This window comes from Chryseobacterium ginsenosidimutans, from assembly GCF_039536845.1.
Lineage (GTDB): Bacteria > Bacteroidota > Bacteroidia > Flavobacteriales > Weeksellaceae > Chryseobacterium > Chryseobacterium ginsenosidimutans_B.
The window spans coordinates 868,698-883,226 of sequence record NZ_BAAAZJ010000003.1; the positions used below are offsets into that span (position 1 = coordinate 868,698).

At 33.9% G+C, this 14,529-nt stretch carries 11 protein-coding genes; 6 read left to right on the top strand and 5 right to left on the bottom strand.

Translation table 11 applies throughout. The features are described 5' to 3' along the window. Nucleotides 1-104: 104 nt before the first annotated feature. The 4 genes from ABD745_RS04030 to ABD745_RS04045 form a co-directional block, all read right to left on the bottom strand. Complete coding sequence (locus ABD745_RS04030; RefSeq protein WP_344825549.1) at nt 105-1,280, bottom strand: vWA domain-containing protein; 1,176 nt, start codon at nt 1,278-1,280, stop codon at nt 105-107. A 12-nt stretch (nt 1,281-1,292) separates the two neighbouring features. Continuing rightward, complete coding sequence (locus ABD745_RS04035) at nt 1,293-1,964, bottom strand: SIMPL domain-containing protein (protein ID WP_344825552.1); 672 nt, start codon at nt 1,962-1,964, stop codon at nt 1,293-1,295. Nucleotides 1,965-2,096: 132 nt separating this feature from the next. After that, complete coding sequence (locus ABD745_RS04040) at nt 2,097-2,450, bottom strand: hypothetical protein (RefSeq protein ID WP_344825555.1); 354 nt, start codon at nt 2,448-2,450, stop codon at nt 2,097-2,099. Nucleotides 2,451-2,517: 67 nt separating this feature from the next. Beyond that, the gene (locus ABD745_RS04045; RefSeq protein ID WP_344825558.1) at nt 2,518-3,477 is read right to left on the bottom strand and encodes an SIMPL domain-containing protein; all 960 of its coding nucleotides are present in this window, start codon (nt 3,475-3,477) and stop codon (nt 2,518-2,520) included. Nucleotides 3,478-3,607: 130 nt separating this feature from the next. On the opposite strand from ABD745_RS04045, the gene ABD745_RS04050 reads away from it, so the two are divergent. The 3 genes from ABD745_RS04050 to ABD745_RS04060 all read left to right on the top strand — a co-directional run bounded on the left by ABD745_RS04050 (nt 3,608) and on the right by ABD745_RS04060 (nt 6,793). Further along, nucleotides 3,608-5,392: a tetratricopeptide repeat-containing sensor histidine kinase gene (locus ABD745_RS04050; protein WP_344825627.1), complete on the top strand. Its 1,785-nt coding sequence runs from the start codon at nt 3,608-3,610 to the stop codon at nt 5,390-5,392. Nucleotides 5,393-5,444: 52 nt separating this feature from the next. Continuing rightward, nucleotides 5,445-6,179, top strand: coding sequence for a LytR/AlgR family response regulator transcription factor (locus tag ABD745_RS04055; RefSeq protein WP_344825630.1), 735 nt, complete (start codon nt 5,445-5,447; stop codon nt 6,177-6,179). 74 nt (nt 6,180-6,253) lie between these two features. Continuing rightward, on the top strand, nt 6,254-6,793 hold the full coding sequence (locus tag ABD745_RS04060) for a lipocalin family protein (RefSeq protein WP_344825633.1): 540 nt from the start codon (nt 6,254-6,256) through the stop codon (nt 6,791-6,793). Between the two features lie 103 nt (nt 6,794-6,896). Here the strand turns inward: ABD745_RS04060 and ABD745_RS04065 are convergent, their stop codons facing one another. Next, nucleotides 6,897-7,373 carry a DUF7832 domain-containing protein gene (locus ABD745_RS04065; protein WP_344825636.1) on the bottom strand — a complete coding sequence of 159 codons (477 nt, stop codon included), beginning with the start codon at nt 7,371-7,373 and terminating at the stop codon, nt 6,897-6,899. Nucleotides 7,374-7,486: 113 nt separating this feature from the next. On the opposite strand from ABD745_RS04065, the gene ABD745_RS04070 reads away from it, so the two are divergent. From ABD745_RS04070 to ABD745_RS04080, 3 genes are all read left to right on the top strand, one after another. Continuing rightward, the gene (locus tag ABD745_RS04070) at nt 7,487-8,737 is read left to right on the top strand and encodes a CinA family nicotinamide mononucleotide deamidase-related protein (RefSeq protein WP_344825639.1); all 1,251 of its coding nucleotides are present in this window, start codon (nt 7,487-7,489) and stop codon (nt 8,735-8,737) included. A gap of 87 nt (nt 8,738-8,824) precedes the next feature. After that, nucleotides 8,825-12,223, top strand: coding sequence for a trifunctional glycoside hydrolase family 18/polysaccharide deacetylase/glycosyltransferase family 2 protein (locus ABD745_RS04075; protein WP_344825642.1), 3,399 nt, complete (start codon nt 8,825-8,827; stop codon nt 12,221-12,223). Nucleotides 12,224-12,299: 76 nt separating this feature from the next. After that, the gene (locus tag ABD745_RS04080) at nt 12,300-14,327 is read left to right on the top strand and encodes a M13 family metallopeptidase (RefSeq protein ID WP_344825644.1); all 2,028 of its coding nucleotides are present in this window, start codon (nt 12,300-12,302) and stop codon (nt 14,325-14,327) included. Nucleotides 14,328-14,529 lie beyond the last annotated feature (202 nt).

Genomic DNA, 14,529 nt, shown 5'->3' on the forward strand with positions numbered 1-14,529 from the left:
CTATTAAAAAAGCTTTCCTGGTTATAGGTTTTAATAAACACCACATTTTAGATATGAAAAATGGTGACTTAAAATTCTGAAGCCACCAATGAAATTTCTAATAATTAGAAACTGTATCCATTTTTCTTAGCCAATTCATGTACAGATTTTTCAATGGCTTTTCCAAGATCATCAGAATCTGAGCTTCCGCGTTTTTTCATTTCTGCATTAATGAAATCCTGTCTTTTTTTCGATAATTCTTCAATTTCTTTCTGAATTTTATCCCGGTCAGCGGATTTCTGAGTGACGATTTTCTGAATTTCAGTACTGCTTTTTCCTTTTAAATCAGAAGGTAATTCCTCTTGTCTGATGCTTGAAATATAGCTTTGATCTTTCTCTGCTTTGTCCACCAAATCCCAGTGATCATTTTTGTAAGCGTTTTTCTTTGACTTTGCAACGGTTCTTTCCACCGCATTGGAAACGGATTGTACTTCTGCGTTTTTATCCTGAGCAATTTGCTTGTTTTTATATTCAGAACCACGAGTTCCATAATAAATGTAGGTATCATTCAATTTTGCATTACATTCTGAAATTCTTACATCATAAGGTGTTTCGATATAAATTACTTTTCTGTCGCTGTCAATATTGAAATACTTGCCATCTCCCAATGAGGCTCCGTTTTGCCAGAATGTTTGGATCCCTTCATTTCTGTCGCCGCAGAAAATCGTATTGGTATAAATATTCTTCTTTTTTGCACCGGAAATCACTTCTTTATAACTAATTTTTCCCTGATCAAATGATTCATTTCCTGCGATATAGATTAGCTTCATGCTTTTGTCATTTCCGTCCCAATTCAGGTTCATGGAAGCATCACGAATTACCGCTCCGCAATATTCACTTCCGCCGTTGGTTCTTAAAGCAAATAATTTTTCTGAAATTAAGTCTAGATCCTGAGTCAACGGTGCAACCTGTCTGATGTAATTTTCATCTTTCAGTCCGTCATTTCCGTATTCGTACAAGGCGATTTCTACTTGTGGAGCTTTTCCGTTATATTTTAAAGTAGTCAAAGTATTCACGATATTCCAGAGTCTGGATTTGGCCTGATCAATCAGTCCGTCCATACTGTTGGAGGTATCCAGAAGCAATGCAACCTGAATTTTGTTTTCCTTAATTGATGATCTTGACGGTTCGTTTTGAACAATATTTCTTCTGATTAAAGGCTTACCTTGATTAATTGGTCCTTGAGCATTAAAAAAAGTCATTGCTCCAAATGTTAATGCTAAAATTTTAATAGTTGTCATGATTTTTGTGTTTTAAAGGATTTCGTATTTTGTTTTAATGCTGTATTTCAGCTTGATGTTTTCGATATTATCGAATGAATAATCTATGTTTGAATCGGCAGCTTCAAGCTGAACATTCGCCACTTTGCTTCTGTAAGCCATAGGAACAACCATATCACTTGTATAATCCTCAATTTCTGTGATTTCAAGTGGAGTTCCGACTTTTTTACCGATGCTTTCCAACAGATAATCAGCCTTTTCTTTTGCCGCTTTCAATGCGTTGATTTTCACGGTTTTTCTAAAGTCTGCGATTTTAGTATTCTTGATTTCCGCAATGTTGATATTGTTTACCCATTTTTGATTAAGGTTTTCAAAAAGGTTTCCCATATCTGTTTTTTTGCTTACTTTAAACTGAAAACTTTTCGTGAAAATCTTTTTAGAATAAATATTCTGATACATCGATTTGAATTTGATGTCTTCGTTTTTCACTCCATTGTTTTTCAATGTTTCAAACAATAATTTTTCGTTGTCGGCAAGCTGATTTTTGTTGTCACCTTTTATTCCGATATTGAAAATAATTTCATCAGGTTCTACTTCCATTTCAGCAACGCCTGTTACTTCAATAAAATTCTTTTTAATTTCCTGTGCATTGATCAGGCTTCCAAATGTTAATAATCCGATCAATAAAAAATGTCTCAATTTCATAATTTCCTTTTTTAATTTTAAACTTCTAGAGTAAAATTACTCCGATTTAAAACTGGAAATTGGGAGACTTGGTGAAATGGAAGTTTGACTTGGTGAAATGATAAAATAAAAAAACAGTTCAAAAAGAACTGTTTATCTGTTGGTCAAAATGATTGATTTTCCGTTTCTGGTGACGAGTTTTTTCACTTCAGAAAAAAGTTTTGTCCTTATAATAAGCTCATCCTGATTTTCTGAAATATTATAAGTATTTGAAGTGAAAAATGCATCATTAATATAATGCTCAAACAATTTTGTGGAATCGGATTTATTAACAGAATAAAAATCAACTTTATAATTACCGATTCCTGTCTGATAATATTTATAAATGATTTCTTCGTTGAGGTCACTCGAAATGATTTTAGTCTCAATAAAATCGTTCTGTTCAAGAAACGAACAGCTGTTCAGTAATAAGACAGAGAAGAATAAAAAGTAAAAATATTTTTTCATAGTTATGGTGTGTTTACAAATTTAATCAATGCTAATCTGTTGATTGTTAACTGAATTTCAATTTGTGTTAAGGTTTTGCGAGAAGGTTTAAATTTTTAACTTCTCCACTAGGGGTAACTAAAATATAATGGTTGATTTCTTTAGTCTCAGTCTTCTTTTCTTTCTCCCGGTTAATGATAAGTTTTATTTCATACATCACCTGAATTACGGGCTCCTGGGTTACAGGATTAATTACAAAATCAAATTCTTTGTCCAAAATAGGTTGGTAATATGATGTGGTTGCTTTATTGATTTGAGTTGCATTTGCCATTTTGTTCAATGCCAATGAAGAACTGTTATAAGCTTCATAAGATTTATACATTTCTGTGGGAAGGGTAGTTCTGAATCCGTCACTGATATTTTTTGTTGCTGTAGTGAAACTTTCTCCCAATATTGTTTCGAAGTTTTTTACTTTTTCCTGCAGCGCAAGTTTTGCTTTATTCATCAATTCTTTTCTGATACTTTCAATGTTACTGGCGAAATAGTCTACACGAACTAAATCATAGATCTCATTTTTAGATAAAATGGAAATGAAATCATTAAGCTGAGAAGGATTGGTAAATTTAATATGTAAATTTTTCTTCAGTTCAAACCCTGCAGGAACTTCATTGTATGTTTTTTTACTGAAGAGTTTTTTCTCGACATTATATTGATAAACAGGTACAAAGGAAATTATATCAATATAGGTTTCGATGGTTTTATTGAGTTTTATCTGGGCTAAAGAGGTATTAATACGTTTATCCATTAGTTCATTCACTTCCTCCGCACTTTCGCCTATTTGTGTAATACTGAAAATAGCAACATATTGCTCTGCTTTTACATTGGCTAATCCTTTTACACTGATGGTGTTTTCGTTAATGACAGGGATTGCAATACTGATATTATTATCATCATACTGAACCTGATTTCTGTAATTAATATTTCCGGAAACCTGTGAAAATGAAAGTTGAAAGAATAAAACGGATGCTAATAATGTAATGTTTTTCATGATAGTTGAATTTGAATTATAGCACAAACTTAGCCTCATAATTGAAGCTTCAAACGGCTAACTTGGTGAATTGGGAATTTCACTTGGTGAATAATTTTTCACAAACTATATATATGTATATCTTTGTTTTATGAAAATATTTCATCTTTTTGCTGTCTTTTTTTTGCTCGCCTTTGAAAATATATTATTTGCCCAAAGCAACAATCCCGTGAATGAAGTTCAGGTTCAGTCTAAAAAATTGAAAAAAGCAGTTGATAATAAAGATGAAAATGCACAAGCCGATTCCTATTACAACATTGGAGAGACATTTTTCAATGACGGGAATTTCTCAAAAAGTGAAGAATATTACACAAAAGCAAAAACGATCTACGAGAAATTAAATGATAAACCCAATATCGAAAAAGCAAGTAGAAAATTAGCTCAATCTCAGGAAAAACAGAATAAAATTGCACCTGCAATCAGTAATTACAGCAGAGCGGCAGAAGTAGGTTATTCCAGAAACAAGGCGGTTAACTCCAACGATGTCACAAGACTTTCTACCAGTTCTCCGGAAATGAAAGCGGAAGCGATTCAAAATAATATTCAGATTAACGAAAAAGAAAATGATAAAGGCGATTTGGCGGCAAGTTACAGCCAGATGGCAGATGTAAATATCCAGCAGAAAGATATTCCAAAAGCAGAAAAAAACCTGAATGATGCCTATAAAATTTCCAAAAAAGAAGCTCCTCAACAAGCCTTAGAAATCAATAAAAAACTCACAAATTTTTATGTTGAAAATAAAAACTTTGACAAGGCAATTGAAGCCCAGAAAAAGGTTTTAAAAGAGGATTTTGTTAAGGATAATTCTCAGGAAAAAGTCAATCAGATTCAGGAATTGGCGGATATTTATATTAAGAAAAATGATATTGATGAAGCCATTAATTTATTGAAAAAATCTTACGGCATTGCTCTCGAAAAAGGTCACACGCTGGAAGCTCAAAAGAGTGTTAAAAAGCTGGACAGCCTTTATGATGTTTCCAAAAATACAGATGCATCGGTTCAACTGTATCGTGATTTTCTCGGAAAATTGCCCGATTTGGTTTCAAAGGACAGAAGTTTGGTAGATAATAAGATTCTGGAAGATACGGAGCAGAGAATTACCCAGCTGGAACAGGAAAAAAAGTTAAAAGATGAATTAATCCGTAAGAAAAATGTATTTAATTACAGCTTAATCGGAGCTTTGATCATCTTAACCGGTTTAATAATTTTCATTTTCCGAACCCTAAAAAAAGTTCAGATCAAGAACAAAAAAATTGCTTTACAATCACTTCGCCGGGAGATGAATCCGCATTTTATTTTTAACAGTTTAAATTCTGTCAATCATTTTATTGCAACAAATAATGAACTGGAAGCCAATCAATATTTAACCAAATTTTCAAAATTAATGCGCGGTGTAATGGAAAATTCTACCGACGATTTTATTCCGTTTCAGCAGGAACTGGATTTGCTACAGAATTATTTGGCACTGGAAAAAACTCGTTTTGCAGATAAATTCGATTATGAAATTGATGTTGATGAAAGTTTAAATACACAAAGTTTGAAAGTACCGGGAATGTTGATACAGCCGTTTTTGGAAAATGCAATATGGCACGGACTTCGTTACAGAACGACAAAAGGATTTTTGAAATTAAATTTTGAAAAAGAAAATCAATATCTGAAAATCACTGTCGAAGACAACGGGATCGGGATTGAGGAAAGTAAGAAATTGAAAACAGAACATCAGAAAAACAGAGAAGGTCGCGGCATGAAAAATACGCTGGAAAGGATTACCCTTTTGAATGATTTGTACCATCAGGAAATTGAATGTAAAATCACTGATAAAAAAGATATGCCGGGAGTTTTCGTTAAAATAAAGTATAAATTGATAAATAAGTAAATCGTTGTCCTTCACTGCAACCTAAAATCTTCCACCTAAAACCTGAAAAAATATGAGAATCACATCCGTAATCGTAGACGACGAATCCATTGCAAGAGATGTTTTAAGGAATTATCTTACAAAATATTGTCCGCAAATAGAAATTTTAGGGGAAGCGGAAAATATCAGAGAAGCCGTTCCTTTGATTGCTGAAAAACAGCCTCAATTGGTTTTTCTGGATGTAGAAATGCCTTTCGGAAATGCTTTTGATGTATTGGAAGCAACGAAAGAATTCTCTTACGAAACAATTTTTATTACCGCTTTTTCACAATATTCTTTGCAGGCTCTGAATAAATCGGCAAGCTATTATATTTTAAAACCAATTGATATTCAGGAGCTTATTTTGGCGGTAAATAAAGTGGCAGAAAGTCTTGAGAAAAAAGAAGAACTCAACCGAAATAAAATTCTTCTTGAAAATTTAAAATTAAAACCCGAAAAACAACAGTTAATTCTCCCGACTTTACAAGGTTTTGATGTGGTAAAAACGGAAGATATTGTTAGACTTCAGGCGGATGGAAATTTCACGCAGGTGTATTTGACAGATGGCTCAAAGAAAATGGTCTGCAGATTTTTGAAACATTTCGATGACTTATTGGAAACACCTTTTGTACGGGTGCATCGTTCGCATATCATCAATACCAATTTTGTAAAATCTTATCATAAAAGCGGAACCGCAACACTATCAGATAGTACTGAAATTGAAGTTTCAGGAAGTTTTAAGGATAATTTCCTGAAAGTTTTTTCATAAATTTTAAATCACAATTAATAATTTTCAGGCACTATTTTTGAACTTTTCATAATACCACAAAAAATATTTCTATTATGAAAACGTTTCAAAAAATTGCAATTCCCGTTTCTTTAGGAGTTTTAGGATTACTCATTTTCAATTCTTGTTCGGTCGGAATTCCAAAAGGAGCGACGGCTGTTCAAAATTTTAATGCAGATAAGTATCTTGGAAAATGGTATGAAATCGCCCGTTTCGATTATAAATTTGAAAAAGATATGGACAATGTAACTGCAACGTATTCTCAAAATCCAAACGGAACAATTCGCGTTGATAATAAAGGTTATAATTATGTCAAAAAAGAATGGAAAGAATCAATCGGTGAGGCGAAATTTATAAATAAAAAAACAGAAGCACGTTTAAAAGTTTCATTTTTCAAACCGATCTGGGCGGGATATAATGTTGTTGATATCGATGAAGATTATCAATATGCTTTGGTGATGGGAAATAGTTTAAAATATCTTTGGATCCTCTCAAGAACAAAAGAAATTCCTGAAAGTATCCGACAAAGATTCTTAGAAAAAGCGAAAAATATAGGCTATAATACAGACGAATTAATTTGGGTGAAGCATAATTAATTTTAGTAAAAACTATATATATTTAATTTGTCATTCCGTAGGAATCTAAGCAATATTATTTTATAATAATGTCTGGATTCCTACGGAATGACAAATTGTATATTTAATTCAATTTTTTATATTCCTTCCACTCTTCAAAACGATAATCAATCATTTGCTTCATCAGATCATAATTTTCGTAAGTATCTTCGATGTGATAAAAAGTTTCGTATTCATAATCATTTTCTTCTGCTTTAGTATCAAAAAGATTCACATAATCGTCAGCAAATGAACTGAATCTGTTCCCAAAATCTGTATCATCTTTATAATAATCTTTTGCAAAAGAATTTCCCAAATCATTAAGGTCATGCTCGGAAAATTTTCCGTCCAAAGCATCCATTACAAATTCTGCACCTGTCATTTCCTTTCTTTTTAACTTTGCAATTTCTTCTTCAGCATCTTCTTTTAATTCATCGGAGATTAAATCATTAGTAATGCACCAATTCAGGAACATTCCTGTGTGTGTTGCGCCATTTTTTTCAGGAAGTCCTTCGGGAAAATCATCGCCATAATGCCATGAAGCATCATCATATTTAGACATAATTTTTAATTATAGTTTTAAACAATTTTCGTCAAAAATAGAAAAAATCAATTTATATTGCCCGTCACAGAGAATTTTCCGTCATTTGTAAAGAATTTTTTCGAAAATAAAATATGGAAAATGCTGTTCTGATTACTATTGGTGACGAAATCCTTTCTGGAAACACGGTTGATACCAATTCTAACTTCATCGCCACTGAACTTAAAAATATAGGAATTAAAGTTTCACAGATCTTTACGATTTCAGATGAAATTGAAATTATCAAAAATACCATCAAATCTGCTTTTGAAATAGGGAATTTAATTATCACAACAGGCGGTTTGGGGCCAACAAGAGACGATAAGACCAAAAAGGCCATCGCTGAATTTTTTAATGACGAAATTGCTTTGGATGAGGTGACTTTTAATCATCTTAAAAATTATATGGAAAAACGCGGTCGACTGGAAATTCTCGAAAGAAACCGCGAGCAGGCTTTTGTGCCTACAAAATCTAAAGTTTTTCAAAATCATTTTGGAACGGCACCCTGCATGATGATGGAGCAGGATGGGAAATTATTATTCAGTCTTCCTGGCGTTCCTTATGAAGTAAAACCATTGATAAAAGACCAGATCGTTCCGTATTTACACAAAAAATTTAGCTTAAATTATATTTCCACAAGAATAGTTTCAGTGGTCGGAATTCCAGAAAGTATTTTGGCCGATACTATTGAAGATTGGGAACTCGCTTTGCCTCAAAATTTAGCATTATCCTATCTTCCGGTCGGAACTCGCGTGAAGTTGAGATTGACAGCAACAGGAGAAAACGAAAGTTTTTTACAACAACAATTGGAAGAGGAAATTCAAAAATTATTGCCTTTAATTAAAGATAATGTCATCGCCACTTCCGAAGATAAAATTGAGAAAATTCTTGCTGAAATTCTAACGGAAAGAAAACTGTCGATTTCAACGGCAGAAAGTTGTACAGGCGGAGAACTGGCAAAAATGATCACGTCGGTTTCGGGTAGTTCAAAATATTTCTTCGGCGGAATCATCGCTTACGCAACTGAAAAGAAAATTGATATTTTAAAGGTTAAAAAAGAAACAATAGACGAATTTTCTGTTGTAAGCGAACAGGTTGCATCGGAAATGGCAGAAGGTTGTCAGAAATTATTTGACACCAATATTTCACTGTCAACAACCGGAGTTGCAGGTCCCGAAAAAGGAGAGGACGGCAAAGAAGTCGGAACAGTTTTTTATACAATCAGAGTTGATGATAAGGAAGTCACATCGAAATTATACATGCCACACTTGGAAAGACTGGATTTTATGTACTTTGTTTCACAGAAGATTATTCAGGATTTGGTGGGTATTCTTATTAATAATTGAATAGTACTTGTAATTTTAATATTTTTTTAATTAAATCGAAGGAGCTTTTTCACGCTTTTTGTAATTCATTCAAAAAATATTATAATCGTGGAAAGCTCAAAACAGATTTTTCAGACAGATAACAAAAAACGTTGGAGAAACGTACAATGGGGAAGTCGTATTTTTATTTTCGTTGCCATATTGCTTTTTCTGGCTTTAGGTCTGATGATGAAACTGGATAAAAGTCCGAAAATTCCTTTTAAAGAAGACTATAAAGCCGTAATTACAGCAAGCAAACCGTATCTTCAGGAAAACAAGATCTCTAAAGAATATAAAGGTTTCCGAAACTTTATTTCCGAAAAAACAATCCATACAAGTCTTGCTAAGATTGAGAAAGCAAGAACTGAAAGACTTAAAAATCAAAACAGAAACTGGGCACAATTTCCGGGAGGAATCCGTTCTGCATTTTATGTTGCGTGGGATCCGCAGTCTTTGATGTCTTTGAAAAGAAATATCAAACACATCAATCTGGTTTTTCCCGAATGGTTTTTTCTCGATCCCAAAACAGGTGATCTGAAAACCAATGTTGATCCCGAAGGTTATAAAGTTATCAAGAGGACGGGTGTTGCTGCAATGCCGATTTTGAGTAATAATTTTCAGCAGGAATTCCATTCTGAAGGATTGGGAAAAGTATTGAAAGATCCACAAAAAAGAACAAAGTTGATCGGGAAACTGACGCAGCAATGTCTGAAACTTCATTTTAAAGGAATTAATATCGACTTTGAAGATATGAATCTGGATTCTGATGAATATCTGATTGCTTTTATGAAGGAGCTTTCCGAGACTTTTAAACAGAATAAATTGTTGGTTTCAATGGATATTATGACGGATAATGACGATTATAATGTTCAGAAACTTAATCCCTATATAGATTATTTTGTGTTGATGGCATATGACGAATATTCTGCGGACAGTGATGCAGGACCTATTTCATCCCAAAAATGGATCGAAGCACAAACGGATAAAATTTTAGAAAAAACCACTCCCAACAAGATCATTTTAGGGTTAGGAGCTTACGGTTACGACTGGAGTACCAACAAAGACAACAATACTTCCGTAACGTATATGCAGGCAATCACAAAAGCGAGTGCAAGTAAAGCGGTAATTAATTTTGATGATAATACTTTTAATTTAAATTATTCATACACAGACTCAAAAAAAAATACACATACCGTGTTTTTCAATGATGCGGCGTCTATTTTTAATACAATGCGCTTTTCTTCGGAATATCCTTTGGCGGGAACGGCACTTTGGAGATTGGGAAGTGAAGACAGCAGAGTTTGGAATTTTTATGATAAAGATCTGACTTTTGCAGGATTATCAAAATTAAATTTAAAAAGTCTTGAAAATGTAAAAGGTCAGACGATGGTCGACTACATTGGCGACGGAGAAGTATTGGATGTTTTAAATACTCCTCACGACGGAAAAATTGCTCTGGAAATTGATCCGAAAGAAAAGATCATTACGGATGAAAATTACGTAACATATCCAAGTTCTTATGAAGTAAAAAAATATGGTGAAGCGCCTCAGAAAGAGTTGGTTTTGACTTTTGACGACGGTCCGGATGAAACTTACACTCCACAAATTTTAGATATTCTTTCAAAATATCATGTTCCGGCAGCTTTCTTTTTGGTAGGATTAAATGCCGAGAGAAATCTTCCTTTGGTTAAAAGAATTTACAGAGAAGGTCATGAAATTGGAAATCATACATTTACGCACGAAAACGTAGCGAAAGTAAGTCCGCAAAGAGCTTTACTTGAAATGAAACTGACAAGATTATTAATCGAATGCATAACCGGACACAGCACAATTTTGTTCAGAGCGCCTTATAATGCGGATTCTGAGCCTACAACTTCTGAAGAAATCATTCCGGTAGCTTTGGCGAGACAGCAAAATTATCTCGACATCGGAGAAAGCATCGATCCTGAAGACTGGCAACCCGGAATAAAAGCCGACGAAATTGTAAAACGCGTAATGTCAGGAATAAAACTGGAAAGAGGAAACATCATTCTTCTTCATGATGCAGGCGGAGAAACGAGAGAAGAAACGATTAAAGCACTTAAAATTCTGATTCCGACATTGCAGAAACAAGGCTATCATTTTACAAATTTAGCAAGCATTCTTCATAAAAGTAAAAACGAACTGATGCCGGAAGTTCCGAAAACGAGATCATATTATGTAATGCAGCTTAATTTGGTTTTAGCAACGATTATTTATGGAATCAGCCACTTCTTGGTCGCACTTTTTACCATTTTTATTGGTTTGGGGTTAATAAGATTAATCATCATGTTGTACTGGGCTTTCAAAGAAAGAAAAAAAGAGAAAAAACTAGGAGAATTTCCTGTTCTTGAGTCTTATCCGAAAGTTTCAATCATTGTTCCGGCTTATAATGAGGAAGTGAATATCATTTCTTCTTTACATAATTTATTAAAACAGTCTTATCCGAATTTTGATGTAATCATGGTAGATGATGGTAGTAGAGATTCAACCTATGAAAAAGCAAAAGCAGAATTTTCTGATAATACAAAGTTGAAAATTTTCAATAAAATTAATGGAGGAAAAGCAACTGCTTTAAACTTCGGAATTTCTCAAACCGACGCAGAATATGTGGTTTGTATTGATGCCGATACAAAACTGGAACAAAATGCTTTAAAATATTTAATTGCAAGATTTTTAAATTCAAATTCAGAAGAAAAAATCGCTGCCGTTGCAGGAAATGTAAAAGTTGGAAATACAGTAAATTGGTTAACAAAATGGCAGTCTATTGAATATACAACAAGTCAGAATTTTGATCGATTGGCTTATGCAAATATCAATGCGATTACAGTAATTCCGGGAGCAATTGGTGCATTCAAAAAGTCTGTAATTGATGAGGTTGGAGGATATTCTTCTGATACATTAGCAGAAGATTGTGATATTACGGTGAAAATCTTAAGAGAAGGTTACACCGTTGCGAATGAAAACAGAGCAGTTGCCGTAACTGAAGCTCCGGAAAGTGTAAAACAATTTTTAAAACAACGTTTCAGATGGACGTACGGAATCATGCAGATGTTCTGGAAACAAAGACAGACGTTTCTCAATCCAAAATATAAAGGTTTAGGACTTTGGGCAATGCCGAATATTTTACTGTTTCAGTATATTATTCCGTTTTTTTCACCTTTGGCGGATGTCATTATGTTTTTCGGGATTTTATCAGGAAATGGCGAAAAAATATTTAGTTATTATTTACTGTTTCTTTTGGTTGATGCTTCATTGGCTTTAATAGCATTTATCATGCAGAAAGAAAAATTAGTGAATATTTTATATGTCATTCCGCAAAGATTTGGATACAGATGGTTGATGTATATCGTGCTGTTCAGAAGCTTAAGAAAGGCTTTGAAAGGCGAAATGCAGTCTTGGGGATTCTTAAAAAGAACAGGAAATGTAAAAGAAATCGCAACTTCTTAATATTTGATTAAATTTGTTTTCATAAAAAGTAACAAATAATATAAGTAACATACTTATTGTGTAAATTGTAATTATAATGAAAAAATTAACGCTTTCTTTGGCTTTATTAGCAGGGATCAGTTCACAGACAGTGAACGCGCAAGCTACAGACAAAGGTCTTGACATTAGCTTGATGGATAAATCGGTTCGTCCACAAGATGATTTTTATAACTATGTGAGTGGAACTTGGATGAAAACTGCCAAAATCCCTTCTGATAAACCAACTTGGGGAAGTTTCAACAAATTGGCTGATGATACAGACAATAACTCAATGACAATTTTGAACTCTCTTTTGAAGGATAAATTTGCGGACGGAACTGAAGGTAAAAAAATTCAGGATTTATATGCAACGTACATGAACATGACGAAGAGAAATGCAGACGGAATCAAGCCTATTCAGGCAAACATCAACAAAATCGATGCGATCAAAAACCTTACGGATCTGCAGAATTATCTAACTTCTGTAACCAAAGAAGGTGAAAATACGTTGTACGGATGGGGAGTAGATGCAGATTTGAAAGACTCTAAAATGAACGCAGTTTATTTGGGCAATGCATCTCTAGGTTTAGGAAGAGATTATTATCAGAAAGTAAACGAAAAAAATACGGAAGCCCTTGCTGAATATACAAAGTATGTAGCTTCAATGTTGAAAGAATTAGGGTATAAAAATGCTGATGCAGCTGCGAAAGGTATCGTAGACTACGAAAAAAGTATTGCAAAAACTTACCTTACCAACGAGCAGAGTCGTGATAATACGCTTCAATACAACCCAAGAACAATGGCTGAACTTAAGACATTGGTAAAAGGTGTTGATATTCCGGCTTATCTTCAAAAAGTTGGGGTGAATACAGATAAAGTAATCATTGGAGAAATCGGTTATTACAAAGATTTCGATAAGTTGGTGAATGCTCAGAATCTTCCTGTAATTAAGGATTATTTGAAATTCCACATGATCCACGGAAGTGCTTCTTACCTAAGCGAAAAATTAGGTGATATGAAGTTTGCTTTCTATGGAAAATATTTAAGAGGTCAACAAGAGCAAAGAGCGTTGAACAAAAGAGGTTATGAGTTAATCAACGGATCTTTAGGTGAGGCTTTCGGAAAATTATATGTTGAAAAATATTTCCCGGCTGAAGCTAAAGCACAGATGGTTGAACTGATTGATTATTTAAAGAAAAGTTTCGCTGTTCACATCAATAATCTAGCTTGGATGTCTTCTACAACGAAGGAGAAAGCAATGGAAAAACTTAACAAATTCACTGTAAAAGTTGCTTATCCGGACAAATGGAAAGATTATTCTAAATTAAATATCACTTCTGAAGCAAAAGGTGGAAATTTATATTCTAACCTTCAGAATATTTCAGAATGGCAATACAACAAAGATTTAGCTAAAATCGGAAAACCTGTTGATAAAACAGAATGGGGAATGACTCCACAAACGGTAAATGCTTACTACAATCCGGTAAACAACGAAATCGTTTTCCCTGCTGCAATTCTTCAGCCGCCTTTCTTCAATCCTAAGGCTGATGCTGCTGTGAATTTCGGTGGGATCGGTGCAGTTATCGGTCACGAAATGAGCCACGGATTTGATGATTCAGGAGCACAGTTCGATGCAGACGGAAACTTGGTTGACTGGTGGACTCCGGAAGATAAAGCAAACTTCGAAAAAGCTACAAAAGCTCTTGCAGCTCAATATGATAAATATGAGCCTGTAAAAGGAACTAATGTAAACGGAACATTCACAAACGGTGAAAATATCGCTGATTTAGGTGGTGTAAACATTGCTTATGATGCTCTTCAAATGTATTTAAAAGATAAAGGAAATCCGGGGTCAATCAGTGGTTACACGCAGGATCAGAGATTTTTCCTAAGCTGGGCAACAGTTTGGAGAACTTTATCTAGTGAAAAATACATGGTAAACCAAGTGAAAACAGATCCGCACTCTCCTGGATATTTCAGAAGTTTCGGTCCTTTAACAAACGTTGATGCTTTCTACAAAGCGTTTGACGTAAAAGAAGGAGATAAACTTTACAAGAAGCCGGCAGACAGAATTAAAATCTGGTAATAATTACCAAGAAATAGTAAAACCGTTCAGAAATGAGCGGTTTTTTGTTTGATCTAATGCTTCGAGAACCTCAGCATGACATCACTAAAACTAAATTTCAACGGTGTCATGCTGAGGTTCTCGAAGCATTTTTCCAATATTTTATTGAAATTTCAACGCCATTCTGAATATTTACCAAATATCCAATTAACATAATTTTGTA